Source organism: Sphingobacterium sp. GVS05A (assembly GCF_019969845.1).
GTDB lineage: Bacteria > Bacteroidota > Bacteroidia > Sphingobacteriales > Sphingobacteriaceae > Sphingobacterium.
Map to the genome: position 1 here is coordinate 353,483 of NZ_JAHXYR010000008.1, position 24,666 is coordinate 378,148.

The 24,666-nt window shown below is 40.0% G+C and carries 14 protein-coding genes and 1 rRNA gene; 13 read left to right on the forward strand and 2 right to left on the reverse strand.

What is annotated here, in order from left to right; all coding sequences use genetic code 11:
* Positions 1-412: 412 nt before the first annotated feature.
* From LC454_RS20400 to LC454_RS20455, 12 genes are read left to right on the forward strand one after another with little or no spacing between them, the layout of a single operon-like run.
* On the forward strand, positions 413-3,346 hold the full coding sequence (locus LC454_RS20400) for a SusC/RagA family TonB-linked outer membrane protein (protein ID WP_223584251.1): 2,934 nt from the start codon (positions 413-415) through the stop codon (positions 3,344-3,346).
* 21 nt (positions 3,347-3,367) lie between these two features.
* A complete protein-coding gene (locus LC454_RS20405) occupies positions 3,368-4,885 on the forward strand; it encodes a RagB/SusD family nutrient uptake outer membrane protein (RefSeq protein WP_223584252.1) in 1,518 nt (505 codons plus the stop codon).
* Positions 4,886-4,899: 14 nt separating this feature from the next.
* Complete coding sequence (locus LC454_RS20410; protein ID WP_223584253.1) at positions 4,900-5,571, forward strand: hypothetical protein; 672 nt, start codon at positions 4,900-4,902, stop codon at positions 5,569-5,571.
* Between the two features lies 1 nt (position 5,572).
* Positions 5,573-6,613, forward strand: coding sequence for a DUF5007 domain-containing protein (locus LC454_RS20415; protein WP_223584254.1), 1,041 nt, complete (start codon positions 5,573-5,575; stop codon positions 6,611-6,613).
* 29 nt (positions 6,614-6,642) lie between these two features.
* Positions 6,643-9,804 (forward strand): SusC/RagA family TonB-linked outer membrane protein, encoded by a 3,162-nt coding sequence (locus tag LC454_RS20420; RefSeq protein WP_223584255.1) that lies wholly within the window; start codon positions 6,643-6,645, stop codon positions 9,802-9,804.
* A 13-nt stretch (positions 9,805-9,817) separates the two neighbouring features.
* Positions 9,818-11,335 carry a RagB/SusD family nutrient uptake outer membrane protein gene (locus LC454_RS20425; protein WP_223584256.1) on the forward strand — a complete coding sequence of 506 codons (1,518 nt, stop codon included), beginning with the start codon at positions 9,818-9,820 and terminating at the stop codon, positions 11,333-11,335.
* An 11-nt stretch (positions 11,336-11,346) separates the two neighbouring features.
* Entirely contained in the window at positions 11,347-12,105 is a 759-nt protein-coding gene (locus LC454_RS20430) for a hypothetical protein (RefSeq protein WP_223584257.1), read from the forward strand.
* A 15-nt stretch (positions 12,106-12,120) separates the two neighbouring features.
* Positions 12,121-13,710 (forward strand): DUF5008 domain-containing protein, encoded by a 1,590-nt coding sequence (locus LC454_RS20435; protein ID WP_223584258.1) that lies wholly within the window; start codon positions 12,121-12,123, stop codon positions 13,708-13,710.
* A gap of 19 nt (positions 13,711-13,729) precedes the next feature.
* On the forward strand, positions 13,730-15,460 hold the full coding sequence (locus LC454_RS20440) for a DUF4983 domain-containing protein (RefSeq protein WP_223584259.1): 1,731 nt from the start codon (positions 13,730-13,732) through the stop codon (positions 15,458-15,460).
* A 15-nt stretch (positions 15,461-15,475) separates the two neighbouring features.
* Positions 15,476-17,485 (forward strand): M60 family metallopeptidase, encoded by a 2,010-nt coding sequence (locus LC454_RS20445; protein WP_223584260.1) that lies wholly within the window; start codon positions 15,476-15,478, stop codon positions 17,483-17,485.
* A gap of 9 nt (positions 17,486-17,494) precedes the next feature.
* Positions 17,495-19,264: an alkaline phosphatase family protein gene (locus tag LC454_RS20450; protein ID WP_223584261.1), complete on the forward strand. Its 1,770-nt coding sequence runs from the start codon at positions 17,495-17,497 to the stop codon at positions 19,262-19,264.
* A gap of 56 nt (positions 19,265-19,320) precedes the next feature.
* Positions 19,321-20,721 carry a discoidin domain-containing protein gene (locus tag LC454_RS20455; RefSeq protein WP_223584262.1) on the forward strand — a complete coding sequence of 467 codons (1,401 nt, stop codon included), beginning with the start codon at positions 19,321-19,323 and terminating at the stop codon, positions 20,719-20,721.
* 204 nt (positions 20,722-20,925) lie between these two features.
* On the opposite strand, the gene LC454_RS20460 is transcribed toward LC454_RS20455, so the two are convergent.
* On the reverse strand, positions 20,926-23,274 hold the full coding sequence (locus LC454_RS20460; protein ID WP_223584263.1) for a hypothetical protein: 2,349 nt from the start codon (positions 23,272-23,274) through the stop codon (positions 20,926-20,928).
* 530 nt (positions 23,275-23,804) lie between these two features.
* Positions 23,805-24,062 (reverse strand): hypothetical protein, encoded by a 258-nt coding sequence (locus tag LC454_RS20465; protein WP_223584264.1) that lies wholly within the window; start codon positions 24,060-24,062, stop codon positions 23,805-23,807.
* Between the two features lie 526 nt (positions 24,063-24,588).
* On the opposite strand from LC454_RS20465, the gene LC454_RS20470 reads away from it, so the two are divergent.
* A 16S ribosomal RNA gene (locus LC454_RS20470) occupies positions 24,589-24,666 on the forward strand; the annotation flags it as partial.

The window sequence follows — 24,666 nt, forward strand, 5'->3', positions numbered from 1 at the left end:
TTGACATTATAGACTGCATCGCTTCTTTGATGCTAAACTTAGAAGAGCATTCAATTTCGAATCGCTTGGACTAGCCCACTCATCATCTCATAAAAAAATAATTAATAAAAGTATTTACTGAAAACGTTCAGATTTTTAATTAAATAGAATGATGAAGAGAACTTTTTTTATAAAATTATAAAACTACTTTGTTTATAGACAATGGGGAATAAATTGCGCAATCGTTTGTGTCGATTACGCAATCGATTTCGTTTAGTTGACCTCTAACCACTCTAAAGTTTTTATTATATCATTGTTACGTACTATCAATTATTAATAAGACCTAAAAGTCTAACAATTATTCAGAGCCGTTATATAGTTTTTATAAGCTAAATAGTGCCAATTTTTTTTTAAGCCTAAGACATAAAATCGAATGAAAAGACTATTTTGTTTTTTATTTCTTGTCCCTATGTGCTCAAATGTAAAGGCTAACCACCTTAATTTTTGGGCTTCAAAACAAGATACTTCTGAAATCAATGAGGTTGACAAGCGATTACTTAGAGGGCGACTGGCTACCTTATTGCAAAAACAAGGTGTTAGAGACAGTCTCAATTTAAGAAACGTTGAAACACTGCCTGTTGTCAGTATTCCAGAGGTTTTAAAAGGGCAAGTTGCCGGTCTCTACGTACAAGAAGCGACAGGCGAACCAGGAGCGCCAAAGAATATGGTACTTCGGGGATTAGGATCGCCATTATTCGAAATCAAAGATGCGATTAATGTGCAACCAGCAGTATTTGTCAATGGAATACCCATCGCAAGAGACAACAACTTTGCCTATTCAATTCAGCAGTATCAGTTTAATCGTATTGGACCTGGAACCGACAACTTCGCAGGTATTGACCTAGCAACTGTAGAGTCTATCGAAGTGATAAAAGATCCGGTTAAATTAGCAAGGCTTGGACCGCTAGCTGCTAATGGTGCAATTTGGATCCTGACAAAACCAGGTAGAGAGGGGCAACGTCAAATTTTCATTAATACCTATGTTGGGCTGGCAACAAAACCCGTAGTAACCCCCGTAAATGCCCAATATGAGAATATGTTCCGATCGGTATTCTATAACAAATATGGATCAGCTACTGACCGTTTGAATTACCCAGGATATCTGAGCGACTCGACTAATGTAAATTATTACGGGCCAGCGAATTGGAATGAGGAATATTATAAAACTACACCGATCTATGGTGGAAGTTTAGGTATACGTGGTGGTAATGATCGTGCGAACTTTTCGTTCGTGGGAGGGTATACCAAGAATGCAAGTTCGGCTGACAAAACTAATATTGAGCGATACAATGCTTTGTTTAACGTTAATATGGCTCCTTTTAAATGGTTGAATTTTGGTGCCACAATTAATGCAAGCCGTAGTTTGAGAGATCGTAATCGCAGTCTCAGAGATCGATTTGGTGAAGCTTCCTATGTGCCTGATTTATCTGTGCCAATTTCACCAGGTAAGGATATGTATGCACAGTATCTAGATATCTATAAAGCGGCTTTGGATAAGAATACAGTCAATTTCTTAAATTCACTGGTAACATTAGATCTTTATTTTCTCAAGAACCTAAAATTTAATACTTCCTTAGGAATTGATTATTCTGAGGGTGCAAGACAAGCTTTTTTCCCAGGTTCATTGATGGAAACCAATAACTATATGTCAAGTTATTTTGGTTTTAATCAGCGTTTGGTATACAATAACCGCTTGGAATACAATCTCGAATTTCAAGAACAGCATAAATTGGAATTGACCTTAGGATCTTCTTACACACAAGACCTGTACCGTTATAATTATGCACGTGCCTATGATGGGCCCAACGATTTTATCAAGGTTAACGTTGTAGATGGCGATCCTCAAAAAGGAAGTTATTTAGTGCCAATTGGGGGGCTATATGTCAATAGGTACAGTAATCGTGAGGATTTTAGATTGCACTCCCTGTATTTGGCTGCCAATTATAGCTACAAAAATCTCTTGGACTTGAATGCGGTATTACGTTATGATGGTTCTTCAACAATGCAACCTGATTCGCGTTGGTTGATGACACCGTCATTCGCTGCGAAATATCATTTAATACCCGAAAATGAGGACAATTTATTTAACCATTTGGGCGTAAAAGCATCCTGGGCGCGAATTGGGAAACCGGTATTTACAAGTAAATTTGCCATTGGCCCAAATTATACCGCTGATCTAAATTGGGGATCCGAAAAATCTTTGGTGTCCTATAATGGTTTTGCCGTTGCATCCAGACCTTATTCAGAAGGTTGGGTAGGTTACGATATCAAATGGCCTTATACAGATCATGCCGAACTGACCGTTGATGGAACCTTATTGGAGAAAAAAATTAATTTTGAAGTCTCCTTATACCAAAAGAAAGATGTAAATCAATTGATTAATTCACCTATTCCGGCTGAGTATGGTTATTCTGGACAAATCGTTAATGGCTTAAGTGTAAAAAACACTGGGGTGGATCTCAATCTGTCTGCGAAAGTGCTGTCTAATCCCGAGACCTTGCAATGGAATACATCACTCAATCTAAATTACAATCAAAATAAATTGACGGCACTTCCAGGAGGACGCAAGCAATTGAAAGTGGGTAATCGCTTATTAAAAGTCGGCGAGGCCATTGATCAGTTTTGGTTGTACGAAAATCAAGGATCTTATGATACCGAGGAGAGTATTCCAGTTCAAAACGGTCAGAAAATACAGTTTGATGGGGTGGATTTTGCAGCGGGAGATCCCATCTGGAAAGATCAGAACGGAGATTTTAAAATCAATGACGAAGATCGTGTCCTGAAAGGAAATGCAATGCCTAAGCTGACAGGCTCATTTCAAAACTATTTCAAATTCAAAGGTTTTGACCTGAATATGCAATGGTATTTTGCACTTGGACATAAGGCACTGAATCAACGCGCTTCCAATAAATATAACTTCATCAATACCGAAAACACCAATTCATTGGATGGGATTCGCGAAGTATTTCATTGGCAGCAAGATGTTGATTTGAATAAATATCCGATTTATAATCCTTGGAGCCCGATTGTCGCCTACCGTGTGGATCAAGATCTGTTTCTGGAAAATGCTTCTTTCTTGAAGTTGAGATCCTTGACTATAGGCTACGATCTTGCTCAATTGAACAATGTAAAAGACAAGATGAAGACCATTCGTAGAGCTTATGTTTACGTTTCAGGTACCAATTTATTGACGATCTCTAAGTTCTCAGGAGCAGATCCCGAACTGATAGATTTTAATGGATATTATACAGGTTATGGACTACCATTGTCCCCAATGGTTTCCTTAGGCGTTAAGTTAGAGCTGTAATAATTTAATAGTAGAAAGAGTATGAAAAGATATAATCGATGGGCGGTAATGTTCCTGATGGCGCTGGGTATCAATGCTTTTACGAGTTCATGTAATAAAAAATTGGATATTGTCGCTTCCAATCTCGGATCCGAGAAACTGGAATGGCAATCTATATCTGATACGCGAGCGCACTTAATGGGCATCTACGGCCTAATGCGGGCAGCATTAGTTGATAACTATGGGCATTGGGTATACGGAGAAATCCGCTACGGCGACTTTACACCTTATTCACGCGCAGATCTCCGTGTCGTCCAAGAAAATAAACTGAGATCAGCTTATCCTTTACTTAAGGATCTTACGGACTGGCGTAGATTCTACGCAGTGATCAATGCAGCGTCACTTTTTATCGAACGTGCACCCGAGGTGATGGCGAAAGATAAGCGATACACAGAACGCGATATGAAGTACGATGTTGCACAAGCACGTACAATCCGTGCCCTGATGTATTTCTATATGGTCCGTATCTGGGGCGATGTTCCGCTGTTAAAGGAATCTTATGATAATGGTTCCTTTGTGGAACTTGCGCGATCGACCGAAGCAACAGTTTTAGCTTTCGCGGAAACCGAACTATTAGCCGCTGCACAGGATTTACCTTACCGTTATGCTGTAGGAACACAGAGCTATTATGGCGAGACTTATGGCACATGGGTTGGTGTTTTGGTCAACAAAATTACAGCTTATTCCCTATTGGCACACGTAGCGGCATGGCAAGGAAAATACATCAATGCGGAGGTATATTCACGATTTGTTATCGACAACTATTCACAAGCGAATCTTGAACTATTGACGACACCAGCATTGGTGAATCCGACCGATGGTCTATTTGGGCCAAGTACAAGAGCACAGATCTTAGCGATTCGCTCTTCATACGAATTGGGCGAAGCGACGAACACAGGCCATATCGAATCATTGACTTTAGGTTATCCGATTGTCACCAAAGCTAAACCGGATATCTATGTGAGCCGTGACACGATCAATAAATTGTTTGATGACGTAAACGACACGCGTTTTGGTATTGACTCGGTATCAGGACTAGTACGGACTAATTACTTTACCAACTACAACGGGGATATCCCGATTTTTAGTAAGATCAAGGTCATCCGTAATGGTAATGGTGATTCTGATTTTTCCATTTTTGGATCGAATTTAGTTTTTACCCGCCTTGAAGAGATCTACTTACTGCAAGCAGAAGCAAAAGCTGTACTCAATCAGCGTGATGATGCCATTAAGTACCTCAATGTGATTAAAGAGCGTCGCGGTCTAAAACCCTATATCAGCAACTCGCCAAAAGACTTATTGGAAGAGATCTTTTTGGAGAGAAGACGGGAATTGATGGGAGAAGGATGGAGATGGTACGATCAAATACGCCTGGCAAAGATTAAGAAAAATAATCCTGTGATGAACGATTTGATTCAGAAAGGTGGAATCTATTGGCCGATCTCCTCGGATGTACTGGAAAGAAACTCCAAACTGGTGCAAAACTCATATTGGAAATAATAGAATAGATAATCATGAAAAACAAACATATTTTTTTAGGCTTATCGCTAATCGTATTGCTACTGGGCGTTGCTAGTTGTAAAAAAGGGAACACCTATTACGAAGATTTTCAAGTCAAGTATACCGAATTTGATGGAACTTCATTGGAATTTTTAGAATCACAAGGTAATACCTATGACTCCTTGCTGTTAGTTTTGGATCGTGTTCCTTCGGTACGCGCTAAGTTGAAAGATGCCAATGCAAAAACGACCTTTTTCGCCATGACGAACAGCAGTTTTACCAATGCTTTGGATGCCATGAACGGAGTACGAAAAGCGGGAAACAGATCCCCGTTTTATCTTGAAGACATTCCACAATTGATCCTTGATTCCTTGACTTATCATTATGCCTTTGATGGTGAATATGATACGCCTTACCTACGGGATTTTGTTGAAGGAAAAGTGATTAAAGCTATTGACCATTATAATATGACCTTAAAGTATAAAGTGACATCTGCTTCCGGAATTATAGGCGGCGGTCAACAACAGATCATATTGAGTGATATGAATAAGTCTATTTTTCAACGCTACTGGCAGGAAAGCGCAACATCTGTGGTGAATATCCGTACACAAAATGGTATGTTACATGTCCTCGCTCCAAGTCATAATTTCGGATTTAGTAAACTCGCTAAATTATTAAACAAATAGCATGGAAAAGAAAATATTTAAGTCGGCAAAACAGTTATTAGTGCTCGGGATGGGATTTTTCATGCTAGCCTCATGTAATAAGTACATTCCGGATGACCAAGACTCACTCGGTACTGACGTGGTGTATAGCACCAATGAATTTATGCCATTGTTAGGAAGAAATACCTTCTATAATAATATTGTCAATATTGGGCAGAATACTTCACAACCCCTCAATTTTAAAATTGTAAACCTGCGTGATATTGATGGACAGCCTTCAACACTTTTTGAAGATAAATTTCCGGTAAAAATCTGGACAATGGCATATAGTGGCGAAGAGAAATCTATCGCAGAAATTGAAAATAAACGTAAGGTAGAATATCGCCCTATTCTCGAAATTCTTGAGAAATCAGGCAATATAAATTTTTGGGGACAGGCGGTGAATTCAAATTTTGTCAAAGCACAACCAGATTCAGGTTATGTGTTTGATATTGAAGTTAGCAACACTGGTGGACGCAGGTATTTGCGGAATTTCAAATTAAAGCCTTATCGTGAACGTGCATTTGAACCGAGCATCATGGATCCCGTGACAGGCTTAGCGCCACTACCATATACGCATCCCAACAGGACAACCAATTTGTATGGCGTACGAACAAATCAATTTATTTATCCAGGCCTAATTAATGTGTATTTCAATAAGTTGGAAAGCAAGGGGACGGGAAGTAGAACCTTGACCATAAGTTTCTTGGACTCTTTAAACCGTCCAATTGATGTGAAGAAATTTGCCGCGACAGAATGGGATAAATTAGTGCATGGTTTCAACCATAGATTTGAAAATGGTAAAGTGATCTATGATGTTGCTTATCCTATTCCATTGGCACCGATCAAAACTGACTATTCTTCAAGCGATGGTACTTATGCCGTGATGAATTTCAAATTCCGCAGGAAAGGGCAGTTTGGTTTTCTCGAAGATTGTGGGATCGAGATGCCATTTGCGATCTACGAAGAAGGAGATTGGGAGATACAGTTTCGTTTCACCAGGGAAACGCCAAAATTTGACTGATGATGGATGGACTAATTAGCTTAAAGATTATGAAACAATTTAGCATAATATTAACTTTCATTTGTGCCTTGTTTGTGGGGGAGGCATGGGCCCAGACCATGGTCAAGGGTGTTGTGAAAGGAAATGATAACAGAGCGCTCAGCGGGGTCTCTATACGCTTAGAAAACCCCAAACGAGATCTGGGAAAAACCGGAGAAGATGGACGGTTTGTAATTTCGGTCCCCAACAGCGGGGTGATGGTATTTTCCTATCAGGGCTATCGTACGGAGAAGTATACGATTGTTGCTGGGAAAAAGGAATACAATGTGACCTTAGAAAGTACGGCACAGGAACTTGAAGAGACTGTTGTCGTGGGATACCAACAACGTAAAAGAGAGACATTGACTGGATCCGTAGTAACAATCTCCGGTAAGGAAATACAGGATATTCCTTCAGGTAACTTTGTTGACCTTTTGCAAGGTAAGGTTGCTGGGTTAAATATTCAGAACAATACAGGAAGTCCTGGTATGCGCGGAACGATGGCTGTGCGGGGGATGTCCAGCTTTAATGTTTCAGGTAGTGGTGACAATACCTTTGTAACACCTACATCACCGTTATTCGTTATTGATGGTGTCCCTATCGATGATAACTCGGGCTATGAATATGGATTTGAATCAGCAGGCCCCGGTGTATCGCCTATTTCAATGATTCCGCCAGAAGATATCGAAGATATTACCGTCATGAAAGATGCACAGGCAACAGCGATGTATGGATCGCGTGGTGCATATGGTGTTATTCAGGTGCGTACCAAACGTGGTAATTCGAAAGTACCTATCGTAAATTATCAAGGTCAGTTTTTCTTATCGGCAGTGCCGCAATTGCGTCGCGTGATCGGTGGTAAGGGCGAGCGAATGGTTCGTTTGGAGCAAATCCTGATGAATGATACAACATTGGCCGCCGCACTACGCCGTATCAACGATTCACCAATATTGGCCGATTCCCTGAATCCCTATTATAATAATTCAACCGATTGGCAATCTTATTTCTATCGCAATACCATGAATCAGACACATAATATTGGTATCTCTGGTGGAGAGCGTACATTCAATTACAAAGCCAATATGAACTATTATGATGAAAATGGTATCATCGCCAATACGGGTTTTAAAAGATATTCAATGACCTCCAATATGCAGTATGAGCCGAGCGATCGTTTCAGAATGATGACCAATATCAATGTCAATTTGGCGCAAAATAAGATGGGTTCAGGGAATGCGCTGATGCAGACGGGGGTAGGTAAATCGGTCAACACAACCTCGCTGTACCCTTCACCTTCCTTATTTTCTGGAAGTATGGGGGCCTTATCGGCGTTGGGTGTGGATGACCAGAATAAAACCGGGAATTATTTAGGGCAATTGGAATTGCAATATGTACCTATTAAAGATGTACGTGCATCCGTTACCTTAAATTATAACTATACCACTTCAACAAAAGATCGTTATACACCAGAAGTACTTTTGGGTAACTCTTCAGAAGTATACAGTTATTATAGCAACAGAAGTAAAGTCTATAACCGGAATCAACTGTCTTATGTGAAGGCAGTTAAAGAGAAACATCTTTTTAGTGTCTATGGATTTACGGAAATGGAAATATCCGCTTCCTCAGAAGATTTATCGAAGATTCGCGGAACGGCTAATGATCAATTTCAAACGGGAATTAGCTACAATACACGAAATACGCTTGGAGGTTTATTAAACTCATTGAATAATTTTAGATCGGTTGCTTATGCAGGGAGCTTTTCGTATAACTACGATTCAAAGTATATTCTTGATTTGACCTACCGTGTCGATGGTAGTTCGTTGACCGGTGGTGCAACACCTTGGACCAAAAACCCTTCAGCGGGCTTACGTTGGAATTTCAAGAAAGAGAAATTTATGGAAAATGTGGATTGGTGGGATACAGGTTTCTTGAGAGGATCGGTTGGTCGGACAATTTCACCAGCGGGGACCCTATCGGACATCTACGGTTGGTATAAGATTGATGATGGTCGCTATAACAATAGACCAACAACATCATTAGATCTGGATATTGCTCCTAATACGGGCTTGGTACCCCAATCGACAACACAATGGTCTGCCGCAGCGGAGCTTGGATTTTTCAATAGCTCGCTGTATGTGACTTACGAAACTTATTACAAGCAATCGGATAAGATTTTAGATAAAAAACCAATTGCAAATCATAATGCGTTTTCAAATGTATTGACCAACGAGAAGGCAATGGTGAACAAAGGGCATGAGCTGAGTATTCAATATCGACCAAAATTAGCGAACTCGGATTGGGAACTGAATGCGAATGCGACGTTTGCAATAAATAGAGATTATGTAACCTCATTGCCGGATGGTGCACGTCAACTGGTAAGGGCTGATGGATCAGGATACGATCTTCCTCAATTCTTTCGTCTAGGACGTAATGCATTTACTTTTGTCTTATATGACTATAAAGGTGTCTATAAATCGGACGACCAAGTACCGGTCAATCCATTAACTGGATTGCGTTATAGAGCAGGGGGGGAAATGAATGGAGGTAAGTTCTTCCGTGCGGGAGATCCCATTTTTACAGATCTAAATGGTGACTATGTGCTAGACGAAAATGACTTAGTTTATGTAGGTAATTCGCAGCCAGCAATCACAGGTGGATTGTACCTGTATACTCGCTATAAAAACTGGTCTTTGCGTACGCAATTATCCTATACCATAGACCGTGATATCCTAAATACAGCTTTGACCGATCGCTTCCGGAACTATTCGGATCCAAGTGGACAGAACTATGGCTCTGGAGCACCAGGTGCTTATATACCTTTGGATGCTTATAATGTATGGCGGCAATTGGGTGACAATGCGGATTATCCGAATGTTTCAGACTTTACACGTTTGTCGTTATATAATCCTTACCGTTACAATTCAACGATGTTTATGGAGGATGGCTCCTACGTGAAAATTAATTCGGTCACCGTGGGCTACAATTTTGACAGAAGATGGGCACGTCGTTTTGGCGTATCATCTGCACGCATCAACCTAACGGCAAACAATGTTTATACGTTTAGCAATTATTCCGGACCAGATCCAGAATTGGTAACAGGTGTGGGACGTGATGGCTCAAACGGTTATCCAAGTAGAAGAACCTATTCATTGGGGGTAAGTGTACAATTCTAAGTTCGAAGACAACATGAGAAAGAAATTTTTATATCTATTTATATTGGGAGCATCCCTGGGTTTGGGCTCCTGCGGAAAGGACTTCCTAAATATTACTCAGATTGACAAATTAACGGGAAATAATTACTGGACCAGACAAGCAGATGTCGATCAGTACATGGGAGGGATCTATTCTACTTTCAGAGAAGCAACCATGACGAATATCTTTTTTCCGGCATCAGGCGACTTGCGTTGTGCTCCTACAAATCGGACGAGTGCAACATCAGGGGCTGGAAGGGATTATATTTCATTGTTGAGACAAAATGATTTGAATGCAATTATGTCTAGAACTAGTGAGGATGTGAGTAATAATTTTGCCTATTTCAGATTTCCTAGGATCACGCAATGGAATAACTTCTATAAGATGGTTCAAAATGCGAACATTGTCATCTACCAATTAGAAAATAAAGATATGCCATTCCTTAATGAGGATATGAAAAAAACCTATAAGGCAGAGGCTGTTTTCCTACGTTCTTTAGCTTATTTTTTCATGGTGCGTTTGTATGGTGATGTCCCTTATTATACGGATGTAAATACGAACCCCTTGCCGCGGACAAATATGTTCACGGTATTAAAGAACCTTTCGGCCGATTTGGATGCCACCTATAAAGATCTGCCTTGGACCTACGATGATCCTTCCGTTGTTGCTGTGAAAGCGATGCGCGGTGCTGCCATGACACTTAATATGCATATCAATATGTGGATCGCAGGACTAGGAACGGATGATAAAACAGTGCTTTATCAGAAAGTCGCAGATCTGGGAAAAGAATTGATGGAAGAAAATGGCGGAGCCTATGCTTTGTTGGACCTCAGCAGAACAAAAGAGATCTTTAAAGGCCGGACAAAAGAAGGCTTGTTTGAGATTGTGCAAAACTTCAACTATGGCGAAAGTTTTCACTTGTCGGCATCTTATTCGGATTATGTGCTCCATGCGCCAAATAAAGTGACAACCAAGTCCTATATCTATTACGATCCAAAATTTATGGAAAAGATGTATCCACCGACTGAGGACGATCAGCGTAAAGTGTATTGGTTTGATAAAGATATCTATTCGACAAATGGAGATTTTCAATGTCTTAAATTTTCGAACGTATTTATGGAAGAAGGGGAAGATAACAATCCAGATGATAACCAAATGGTATTCCGCTATCCTGACCCAATTTTATTACGAGCCGAAGCTTTGGCAGAATTAGGAAAAGATGAAGAGGCAAGAACTGTTGTCAACGTCATTCGTACACGTGCTAAGGCAGCACCTATTCGAGACAGTGGGGATGATTTGAAAGATGCTATTTGGTGGGAGCGCGTCAGAGAACTATTAGGAGAAGCAAACTTCTTTTATGACCTGGTGCGTACGAAAAAGGTAATCAATTCGGAATACACAAGTGCTCCTATGTCAGTTGCAGCCTTTAACTCGGGGGGCTGGACTTGGCCAATTGATAAGTCTGCCCGGACAAATAACCCTTATATGCAATTAAATAATTACTGGAACTAAAGGAATAGATCATGAAAAAGATTTGGAAATATACTTTTTTACTGTTGATGGCAGTTTCGCTGTTTTCGGCGTGTAAAAAAGAAGATTTTATCGATACGGGTGTTCATGAAGCGAAGTTTAAGGGTACGATCTGGAATTATCTGGAATCAAGACCCGATTTGTTTGATACCCTAATGGTTGCATTGAAAGTTGCTAAATTGGATGCTGTACTTAAAAATGATGAAGTAACCTTCTTTGCCCCCCCCGATCCTTGTGTTTTGAAATCTGTATGGTTGTTAAACCAACAGTTGTTTCGTTCTGGACAAGATTCCATTACAAAATTGGAGCAAATTAGACCCGAGGTCTGGAGAAAATACCTTTCCAGGTATATTTTTAAAGGTAAAAATGTAGCCAAAGATTATCGTCAGATTGATACACTAAACTTGGCAGCATTTCCGGGTGGGGTTTATAAAAACCTGGATGGTGGCGATATGAATATAGGTGTACTCTATAATGACGTTGTCAGTAAAAATGAAAGCTCTGGTGGTACACAGGTCATTAAATATGCTGGTTACCGTCAGCTTTATTTAAACTATCCTTATTCGATGAGTGTACCCGATGAAATTAAGGATTATTTTGTTCCTTTTATTACAGCACCGGTAGCCACATCGGATATCCAACCGACTAATGGTGTATTACATGTGTTGCAATTTTCGAAACATGCATTTGGATTTCAGAATTATGAATTTGCAAATGAGGCTTACTTGTTGGGTGTGCTTCCCAAAAAATAACGATCTGATATTATTATGAAAAGAAATTTAATAACCAAAATAGCTGTTCTGATTGTAGCATTAATCACATGTGCTGCTTGTAGCAAGGACATCGTAACCGGAACAGATCCGTACGCCGGGGGCAAGGAACCTTTGGGCATTGGATTTTATATAAATTATCCAGAACCAGGAACGGCAAAGCCAGGGGAATTGGTGGATTTTTATGTCAAAGGACTAAAAGGTAAATTGGATCAAATTAACTTTTTTGTGAATAACACAGCGGTAGAGATCGTGTCTGCGAAAGATTCGCTAGTCACGATTAAAGTCCCGGCACAGATTACCTCGGGAGATGCTAAAATAGTTGTGGGTGAAGAAATCTTTTATGGGCCACGTCTGGAAATTGAGGGAAATACTTCGGTGGACGAAAACTACGGTATGGTGAATGGATTTAGAGGCTCAGTATATGATATTCTGCCTAATGCCGGTGGTTTTATTGTCGCTGGATCTTTCTACAATTTCGAAAATGAAGCAGTGGATAAAAGGGTTTATCGCAATGGGGTACATTTTATTGATGCCAATGGCAAGACCAGCGATAATATGAAATTTGGCCAAGGGGCATTTGGCGGCGGTTTTGTACGGTCAATTGCAAAAACAAGTGATGGTAAATTTATCTTTGCCGGCGCTTTGGGAACTTTCGCCAAACGAGCGGTCAATAACATTGTTCGCGTCAACAATGATGGTGCGATTGATTCCATGATTGTAGAAGTGATCAATCCGGGTAATGACCCTAAAAATTCATTGGATACGGTGTCCGCATTTAACGGTGGTGTAAACGGATTGATCCTTAGAGCTTTTACTACTACTGATAATAAGGTGATTGCAGTAGGTAACTTCACATCTCATTTTAAGATTGATTACGACTATTCTTCCCGTGATTCCCGTAGATATATTATCTCGACGGCCAAGAGTGTCATTCGCATGAAGGAGGATGGTTCATTGGATTCTACATTTGCGCTGAACAACTCCGGTGCCAACGGACAGATTATGGATGCTGCAATGATTGATAATGAGCGTATAGTCATCGTGGGTGCTTTTACCACCTATAATGGTAAGGCCGCTAATGGGATTGCCTGCATCAAATCGGACGGCTCCTTAGACGAGACGTTTAAATTGAATGGAAATGTTACCCGATTATTTGCACTAAGTTATAACAGTACATTGAAGAAATTAGTTGTTTCGGGCATTTTTACAGGTGCTGGTGCTTCAGGAAAGGTAAATAATGTTGCACTGATGAATACAGAAGGTACCGTTGATAACACCTTTATCTTGCGCGATATTGGTACAGGCATTATCAATTATGCCCAAATTCTAAACAATGGACAGCTCATTATTGATGGAACATATAAAACCTATGCGGGTGTGCCAAGAGCAAATCTATTGATCTTGGAAAAAAATGGCGAATTGCTGCAAAAATATAATTCATTGGGACCATTCACGGGTGCACTTTTTAAAGTAATCGAGACGAAATCTTCTTTAGGTGAACCTGCATTGTTGCTTGGAGGGAGCATTCTCCAATATGGGCAAAAAACAGTAGGAAACTTCCTACGTTTGGAAATCAAGAATTAACCCAATAAATAAACTGGTTATGATTAAGTATTTAAAAACTTTTAGACATATTTCTTTAGCACTTGCTACCTTAATGGTATTAGGTGCTTGTAATAAAGATTTTCCGAACTTGTTGCAGAATTTCAATGAAGCAAAGGATAGTCCAGAAAGCCGTGATAAGGTGTTATTGGTTATTGTTGATGGGCTTTCAGGTCCTGCAATGCAGGACATTGCTCCAACGAATATTGATTTGATGACGCGCAATGGCCTAGTTACTTATGGTAGTTTAGCTGACCCTACAACCGAATTTGAAGTGACTAATCAATCGGTTACTGCCTCGTTGCTGACGGGTGTTAATAGTGCTAAAAATAAGGTCGTCGGGACGGATTTAAGTCCGATTGATTTGAATAAGTATCCAACGATTTTTACGAAGTTGAAGCAAAATGCAACAAGTCGTAAATCGAGCCTTTTCACTTCTGACGCAAAGTATGGTACTACCCTGGGTAAAGATGCCGAAGTTAAGGTAGAAAGTAATGATGTTGCGGTGGTCACTGCGGCCAATACAGCATTGGCAAATACCGAATCGGATTTGAATGTTATCCATTTGACGGAAGTTGATAAAGCGGGGAAATCCTCAGCCTATACGGCCGAGGATACAAAATATGTTGCTGCAGTCAATGTAATGGACAAACAGGTCCAATCTTTATGGGCAACGATCAAGAAGAGAACTAGTTTCAATACGGAAAACTGGGTCGTGATTGTAACTTCTGCTCAGGGTGGGGTATCTACGGATCCGGTGACCGATTTTACACCTTATGGGGATAGTAAAAGAGATACATATACTTTATTTTATTCACCAAAGTTTGCACGGAAAATTGTTCCAAGACCCAACTCTAAAGATATTCCTTTTGTGGCAAATGCCACGAGATTTGTCTACTCTGGCAATGGCAAAGTAACGGGAAGTGTCGCCGATGCAACATTGTTTAATATTACTCCTGGGACGGATTGGACTATTACCTTCTTTGCGAAGCACAATGAAGTGAATAGTACTTATAATTATGCAACATTTCTAGCCAAGCGATTGAAGGGGTTTCAAGATGTGGGATGGAATATCTTTTCCGAAAACGGAGGATGGGGCTTTAATAGCCAAAGTAATGATCAGACTTTTGGCAATTATATCAATGATGGTGAATGGCATGCACTCACGGTAGTTATCCATGGTAGTGGTGCACAAGATTCCATCTTTGCCTATACTGATGGCACGAAGAATGCGATCTCAGGAAAAGTATCCCGTAATCGGCTAGCAAATGCAAATTTGAGTAACAATGTTCCCCTGACTTATGGTTACACTGTAGGAGATGGTGATGTATTAAATTTATCAATGTGTAATTTACAAGTCTATAATAGGGCATTTAGTTATGAGGAAGTAGTGAAGTATGGTGGTGTCACACATATAGATGAAAGTTTTCCATTTTGGAATAATTTACAAGCATATTGGCCTGGTTACGATGATGTAAATACATCAATTTTAACTGAGAAAACAGGTAAAGGTGCAGGTAATATTAAACTGATGGGCCCGGTTTCCTGGACAAGTTTCAATGAATTGGTACCATTTTTTCAACCACCAATTGAGGAATCTTTTTATCGTCTAGTGCCTAATGCCGTGGATATTCCTTTTATGATTTATCAATGGTTGGGGGTATCGGTAGAATCATCATGGAATTTGGACGGCAAGAGCTGGACGCCAAACTATACACAAATTAGAAAATAACCAAATTTTGACCTAATGAGAAAGAGATATTTAGTTTTTGGATTATTTGTTGGGTTGATGGCTTTTGCCTCCTCCTGCAGTAAATATGGTATTGAGTTTCCAGATGGTTATCAATCTGGAGATTCTACTGAAACCCCACTTAAATCGGATACGACCATGGGCAAAGCTGATAAAAGTTTGTACCATCGGGCTCGGATATACCCTGGTTTGGTAGGGGAAAATGTGACGCGTGTTAAGGATACCACGATTGCTATGTTAATGAATAGAAAATATGTGTCATCTTTTGATTATAAAGTCAGCGTAACGCCTGCGCCAATTTATACCACAGGATTATATGCTCCCGCAGGAGAGGTAATTCGGATTACAGTACCTGCTGGAGCCATCGGTATGACAGTACAGATAGGTGTACATACAGATAATATAACAGGTAAAGATGCTCCCCGTCGGGATCCTGTTTTGTACACTAGAAAGGAATTATTTCCGGGGACAAACTACATTAAAAACTTGTATGGTGGAACCGTATGGATTATTAATCAGAAAGCAAGCACAACTCCTGTTAATATTAAAGTAGCGGGTGCTGTCAAGTCCACTGACTTTATTTTAGGGAAATCCACTGTGGTCGATTGGAAAAAACAGGTTTTGTCGCAAGATGTGCCTTGGATGGATCTCATCGGTGAGCGCGTTGCCTTCTCCGTTCCCCGTTCACTGATTGTTAAATTCATCCAATCTGGAAAGATGGATCAGGTGGATGAGGCTTTGCGTTTGTGGGACGAGACTTATGTCAAAGATTATTACCATTGGATGGGACTATCTGCTGATGCGACTGATCCAATAAATCGCTATCCGGAATTTTGGGAGAGAGGTGTAATGGATATTCATCCTTCATTGGGATATGCCCACAGCGGTAGTCCCTGGGTAATGCAAGAAGATGAATATTGGCTGGATGAACTGACAAATCCGAATACAATCAGAAAAGGGACTTCATGGGGATCGTACCATGAAGTCGGGCACAATTACCAAGCGAGCTGGGCCTGGAGCTGGTCTGATTTAGTGGAGACGACAAACAATCTGTTTATTTTTAATGCAGCGCGAAACCGTGGCGTTACTTCTCGCATAGATTTCCATCCGGCATTGAAGACATCGATTCCAGCGGCATTAAAATTTGCGGCGTTAACTTCGGCGAAGAATTTTTCCAATTTCCCTGAGGAATTGGGTATAGACGCTGATGATCCTTTTGCACGATTAACACCTTTCCTTCAGATTTTTGATAAGACAAAGGGAAAAAATGGTGAATCAGGTTGGGATTTCTTCCCTTACATCTATAGTAAGGCGAGGAATGAAAATTTTGCTAGTTCTTTAGACCAGGGAAAACGTGATTACTTCTATCGTCAGCTATGTAATTTTACAGGTAAGGACTTCAATCGCTTTTTTATCGCATGGGGTATTCCGGTAAGTAGCTCGGCTAAACGTGAAATGCGTGAGAAATATCCACCAATGGATCGCGCGATTTGGGAATACAATCCATTGACTTTTACAGGTGGTGATGGCGTATTACAGCCACGTTATTTCTTACCAAGCGGCCTATTTGAATTTACAGCCAATGTCGCAACAGCAACCAACGAAAGTACCGGTAAGTTTACTGCGATGACCGATGGCGATCCAAATACCTATTGGCACACCTGTTGGTCAGGCTGTTCTATTCCTACTACGTTACCTGTAGAGTTAACCATGAACATGAAGGAGGTTAATGTGTTTAAGGGCTTTTATTACAAAAATAGAGCAAATGCGACCTTCGCGACTAAAGTCAAAGTTTTTATCAGTAAGGATAACAAAAACTGGACCGATATGGGTCAATACGCGCTAGGTAGCTCTTCCCAAACAACTGCTCAGAATGCAGCAATGAAAGAGTTTGCTTTTTCGAACCTCGTGGAGGCTCAATACGTGAAATTTGTGTTCCCCGATCCGAATACTGGGGGAGCAGTACACGTTGCCATTGCTGAATTGGGTGTGTTTTACGATATATAAACTTAAGTTATGAAAAGATTATTCAATATAAAGAAAGCCTTAATTATCGTCGTAAGTGCAGCGTTTTTGTTGGTTGGCTGTACAAAATATGCCAATCCGCCTGCTATCTACGAGGACTATGAGCAGAATTTGGAACAACCGGTTAAACGGAAAGTCCTTTTTATCTCCATTGACGGATTGGTAGGACAGGAATTAAAAAAGAGCGTGCCAAGCAATATTGCAGAATTACTCAAAACAAGTAAGTATACGTTTAATGCCCTTGCTGATGAGAATACCAGTAATCCATCTTCTTGGATGACGATGATGAGTGGAGTAACATATACCAACCACCATATTGTCGACGAGTCTTATATTCCAAGGCCAAATGAAGATGATCCACATGAAAATGTTGCGGGTTATCCGTCCATGTTGTATCGGATCTCAACTGTAGCTCCGTCAATGAAGACAAGCGTCGTATCACGATCGGTTACTTTGAATGACAAACTGCTTGTCAGTGCGAATGAAACATATAACGGCGCGACTGATGAAGATGTCAAGAAGAAGGTGTTAGATTTGTTTAACACCAAGAATAGCGACTTTATGATTGTACAATTCACGTCCTTATTAGAAGCAGGAGAAAAAGGTGGTTTTACAGTGAGCAATAACGATTATGCGAATGCCTTAAAGAAAGTAGACGGCTATATCGGCGAAATAGCGAAAGGATTGGCTGCCCGTAAAAACTATCCAAATGAAGATTGGTTAGTTATCCTAACATCAAATCATGGTGGAATTGGCGATTCTTACGGAGGTGGAACCTTAGAGGAGCGGAATACCTTTGCCATTTTTCAGAATAAAAACTTTAAAGGCGCTGAATTAACGGGTAAACCTATGAGTTATGTCAGAATGTGGGGATACGATGGTACAGGAAATAAACCGCTTGGTGTAAGAGCTGTCAGTGATAATTTGGGCAATTCAAGCGACTATGATTTGGCGACCACAAAAGAATTAACAATTTCTGCGCGTTTCAGGTTTAATTTAAATAATACGATTATTTCATCAACCTATTCACCCAATACCTATAACTATTGGTACTCAGGGATCTTCGGCAAGGATTCGAATACATCATTAGGTACTCCAGGCTGGATGTATTTTACCTGGGGAAATGATTTGCAGGTCAAGATCAGTGATGGTGTCAAGGAGGCCACTTGCCAAACAGCAAAAGTCAATGGAGAGTGGTATACCATGACCACAGTCATCAAAGCGATCGGAAATGATCAGGTTAATATCAAGATTTATAATAATGGTACATTAGCGCAGGAAACAACTACTTCAGGAATGAATGTGGCTAATATCAAAACAAATGATCCTTTGATTTTTGGCTATAGACCAAGCATATCGTACGATTTGGTGGATTTTGATGTGTCTAATGTATCGATCTTTAATAAAGCATTTACGCAAGATGAAATCCGGAACTCTTTATGTTCCGTAGATGGATCGACTAATTCTTCTTTTGTTAATAATCTGAAAGGTTATTGGAAGATGTCACCGACTGAAAGCGGTTCAATTCAGAATGAGGTATCTGGCAAAAGTGCTATGGGACTTAGTGGAGATTTCCAATCCAGAATGACCTCTGAAGTGGTGCCTTGTGAGTTGGGCGACAATGCAGTGTTTATTCAAGCACCTGACTTTTTTCCACAGATATTTTATTGGTTGGAAGTACGGACATTAAAAGATTGGAAATTGGAAGGGCAGGTGTTTTTAAATAAATACGAAGTAGAGTTCCTCTTGCCAAAGCAATAAGAAAATAGATTATAAACTAAGCTCCATCGTACTGGTGGAATAAACGTTATTTAAAGATGAAAAGGAATTTTAAAATGAGCTGGGCATTTAATGTCATTTTAGGAGCTTTTTTACTGAGTATGGGGAGTTGTAAAGAAGAAGAACTTGTGTTTCCTCAGCAAGGGGATCAGGAAACCATTGTGACGGAGACACGCCCAACAGCAAAGCCAACAAATTTGACTTATGTATCAGCTTTCAACCAAAATATAGAAATACATTGGCCTGCTTTGTCAGATCGTGTCGTCAAAGCACAGATCAAATACAAAGATGGTGCTGCAGATAAGCTATTGGATGTCACTAAATTCAACGAGCCTACAATCATTCACTTAAGTGAATTGAAAAGCTATGACTTCGCATTGCAATATTTTACCTCGGATGATACCGGCTCTAAAGTGACCAAAACCATATTAAGACCAAGAGCCTATGAGGTGGATTATAAAATGGAGAATGTTTCAGTACAAGCAATTCCAGGTGGGGTAACATTTATTTTTCCAAATACATCACAGCGTGAGCTCCCAGGAAAACTGTCATATGCAGTTGCAGGAAAATCTTTTGAGGTGGACTTGAAGGGGAATAAACAGGACACGGTGACGGTTTTGAATTTAACCGACGAAACCAAAAAGATAGATTTCTCATTAAAATTTCAGGATGACCAATGGAAGAGAACAGCGATCGCTCAATCTCAAACGGCTCCTGGTTTGCTGACGTATAAGTTGATATTGCCAACAGTTGTACCTTATATGGAAGGTAATAATCTTGTTTTAGCCTGGGACAATGAAACACAGGATCCAGTGACGGTGAATGTACAGTACGAATTAAATGGGGTAAAAAAGACAGCTGTTTTAAAGGAGAGCACAGATGTGAAAGGTAAACTTTCGTTCGATGTTCAGGGGAAAGCGACTGCAATAGCGTATACCTTGGAAACTGAAGGACAGGCTTCGCCGATACAGAATAAACAAGTAAATCCATTAGGATTAATAAATAAAACAGTGTGGTCTGCAGAGACTTCTTCAATAGAAATGCAGGAGGGAGCTGCCAATGGTAAACCACAGAGTCTTATTGATGGCGATATTACTACGTTTTGGCACTCGACTTGGTCCGATGGCGAACCGCCATATCCACATTGGTTTGTAGTTGATATGTCAAAGGTGGAAGTTTTAGGCCGTTTTGGTATGATTCGTCGCCATAATAATACGACAGGAGGATTTAAAACCTTCAACATAGAAGTTTCAGTGGACAAGGTCAATTGGGCGATAGTTGGTAAAGATTTAACATTTAACTCGGCGGATAATCCAGCTGCTTGGCAAGATTATAGCGTGACACCTGTTAAAGCACGCTATATTCGAATTACAATGACAGCACCAATGAATAGTGCGAAATCTACTCACTTAGGTGAATTTAGAGCATATGCTTATTAATTGCAATTATCGTTTTTAGATTTAATAAAGGAAAGACGAAGTTCGATATTAATAATCGGAGAACGAAGATGTTCGATGTAGAAATCGCCTGCAAAGTGGATACTTTGTAGGCGATTTTCTTGTGTGGTATTCTCGAATGGTAAACAAGGCCCTGTAAGTTGGTGAACATCTTGATGAAGTCCGGACCGTCTTTATTTATGGCAATTATTTTTGCGATTTCTCTGGACGTTCAGATTCTGGACTATTGAAGATGCGGCGATAGTAAACAAGCTGACCTGTGTTGCAGACACCTTGTATAGTAATACAGAATCCTTTGGCCTTACTGTTGTTGAAAAATTTGATCTGCTTGGATGCTGCAGTACTATCTATTGAAACAAATGGATCCCAATAGAGCGTCATTCGATTATCCTCCAGAATTTTTCCTTTATTAGTATCTTCGGAGTAGTCGCGTTGTGTGAACTGCTTGATAGGCATATAGCCCAATATGGTCTGTTCATCCACATATTTACCAAAATCTCGATCTTTTTCTGATGGTGCTAGTTCGAAAATTAACACTGCTGCGGCTCCGTTTGCAGGCGGAAATGAGCGATAACATTTGATATAAGCATAGTTAGAAACGTCGGCCATTAAAAAATCTCGGTCTGGGTCACGTTTTCTCTGTCCATTGAGATAAGTCACGTAATTATATCCATTCAAATGACGACGGAGATAATCGTATAAGGACATGGCTCTTTTTTGGACTTCTTCATCTAATAATGGAAGTAATATTTGATCTGGGTCGAGATTGGTTGGAATATCTTGTAGCTTGAATCGACGTTCTAAAAGTGAGATCTCACGTTGTCTCTTTGTCAGCCGCTTAACATTAGCAGTAGGGAGAATGCGATTTCCTTTAGCATCTGTATAGAAATAGCTCTTAAAATTTGTGCGCTCCTGCGGTTCAGAATACCCCGGTTTTTGGCCTGATTTAGAAATAGGGATGTAAAAAGGAAACCTATATTTGTTTGGATCTACAAAAGAGTAATTGACTTTGAAAGGATAGAATTTCAATTGAGAATGGATCTGGCTGACGCGCATGTCCATGGAATCAAAGACAATTAAGTTGGGTACAGTAAATCGGCCGAGAGAATCCATTTCGGCTTCAGTGTATTTGAACCTAAGTTTTTGAAAATCTTTGTAACCAAAAGAGATCCCTCTTCTTTTGCCGCTTTCTTTGAATTTGCGCTGGTTGTATTTTAGATAGCGTTTGTAGAATTTTGGCCATGCACTCGCTTCCATGCTGATCTGCCCTCTTAATACAATCAAGGTATCGGGTTGTATTACTGAGTCTGTAGGACAAACCTCCGAAAGCCAGGATTGACTTTGAATAAAAAGATCTTTATGTTTGGTCGATTGCCAGATTTTTAATGCACTTGGAATTTCATATGCAGTTATGGGTTTGAAAATAAGATCGGTTATTATATTACTAGAACTGTCAATAGGTATGTCGATGTCGGTGATCGAAATTGACAAACTTGCTCGCTCAATTGTGTGAGGCAGTGTTAAAGACAGCGTATTTGCAGATTTGCTTCCTGTGCCCTGTTCAATACTTACTTGGGGCGTAATTTCGATCGTATTTTGCCCAATAAGCTGACTTTGTTTCGATAGCATTTTTCCCTGACTATCGCTTATTTGTACTTGCATAATTCCATATTCCAAATCACTATTTTGAATTGGGATATTGATTTTCTTGGCGCTTGACACCTCAATGTTCTCCGAAAACAGGAGCCGTTGACCAATGCTCGCCTTTACATTGACCGTTTTTGGGGCTGTATTACTTTGTAATTGAATACTTGTTAAATTTGTATCGGCGATAATATGGGCTTTAATGCCTAAGACGGCTTGCGGCAGGTTATTTTTTCGAAGATCCCCTTTGGGATCTAACCATTCGACCCTATAATGGGCTGACGTCGATGGGACGAAGCTTACTTCGGCTAGTCCAGCAGAATCTGTTTCGAAGGTTGTTATCTGTTTATTTTGATCGTCCAATAATTTTGCTTTCGTCATGAAGGGTAAGCCAAATTGATCGATTGCTTGGAATGCAACTTGATTTTCAATACCGTTTAAAAGTATTCCGCCGCTGGGACTTATATGTAAGAATGTTTGTTTGGATTTAGGGCTGCGAGAAGCTGACTTTTGTTCTTCATCGAAATGCAATACGCCTATTTTTTTAAAGTAGGGTTTCTGAACCGGGGAATGCTGATTTCTTGCATATGCGTTGATGTAAATGTTATTCCCTTTGAATTGTGAAGGAATAATAAAGAAGCTCGCGCTAATACCTTCAGTGACCATAGCAACAGATTGCTGGAATTCTATACCTGCTTCATTGGCTATACGCATGTACAGATTGAACACCGTAGTGGCAGGTCTCCCATCCTCGAGCAAATATGCTTTAAACCAGACAGTGTCAGAAGGGAGGTAATAATCTTTGTCTGTATGAATGTAAATGCAGTGGTTTTGCGCACTTAAGCACAAAGAAGTGAATATGGAAATTATGGACAGTAAAATAGAACGCATGGGTGTCAATTTTTCAGTTAATTGGTTTTAGTAAATGCTTTCATCGTCCTATTGCATCTTATTTGCAGCTAAATTTTCTTTGACTTCCGTTTTGCTCAAAATTGGCAATAAGGTTAATATGAGATTGATGGCACTCATAATTCTTTAAGTTTATTGTAAGGTTAAAATAAGTAATTAATTGATTATAAAAAAGAGTTTACAAAGATCAAACGGTTGTGTAAAAATTAAGCTGAATAATATTTGTTCTTCGGTGGAGAAACTATAAAGGAGACATTATATCTCTTTTATATAGATTATACATTAGTTTAGCGGTAATCTGCTTTTAATTCAGCTTTTTTTTCTTTAAACACCTTATATTAATTATGTAAGTACGCTGTTTATAGCCGATAGTCGATTTGTATGTTATCTGAGTAAAATTTCCTTTTTGTTTATTGTTATTTCTGCCCGCTTCGGCGCATCTGCATACCCTCTGGTTATGTAATAGCGTATTAATAGAGATATTAATCCGTATTAACAGGGATTTATATCTGTTAATACCCCTCTTTAACCTTAGGTAATACTCTAATGAATATAGATCGGGATCTGGTAAAATTTCCCAGATGATCCGTCCGGGAACGTGTAGCTCCGGTGATACTATCCCGGCAGCAATTTCCACCTTTTCCATAACCTCTGCGCCCAGGGTATCCACTACCGTGCGGCATTCCCCGGTTCCTTCGTCCACGTTCCCGCCCACGTTCCTGCGACCTTTCTGTGGTCTTTCCTCTGCATTTTCCCGTATAACCGTCCATTTTTGCATCCCTTGGCCCCCCGGGATGCTGTTTTACAAAAAGAATCCGCCAAGTTCACAGCGAGTTACGGATATATTGAAATAAATAAGAACAAAAGGCTTGGAAGTTTGTTAGTAATCTCCCTATCTTTGCACCACTCCGCAAGGGAGGGACGGTTACTTCGAAAGAGGTGACCACTGAAAAAAAGAAGGGTTTAACGGAAGTTAGGCGCGGAAATCGGGAAAAAGAAAAAGAAAAAAAACTTCAAAAGTTTTTTGGAATTTCAAAAAAGATTTCTACCTTTGCAGTCCCAACGGAAACGGAGGGAAACAAAAAAAAGATAAAGAGGGCGCAATGCCATCGGAATATAGCGGATACGGAAGTTGAAGCGCAGAAGTTCTTTAAGAAAACACAATCATGTAAGCGTGACGAGTAGATAAAACGAAAGTCATGAACAAATTCAAGAATTAGTTCAATTCGATCCAAGATCAGAGATATAAAAAAGAATTCTGATTATGTAAATAGTTGGAATCAAAAACTTCATTTTACAATGGAGAGTTTGATCCTGGCTCAGGATGAACGCTAGCGGCAGGCCTAATACATGCAAGTCGGACGGGATCCATCG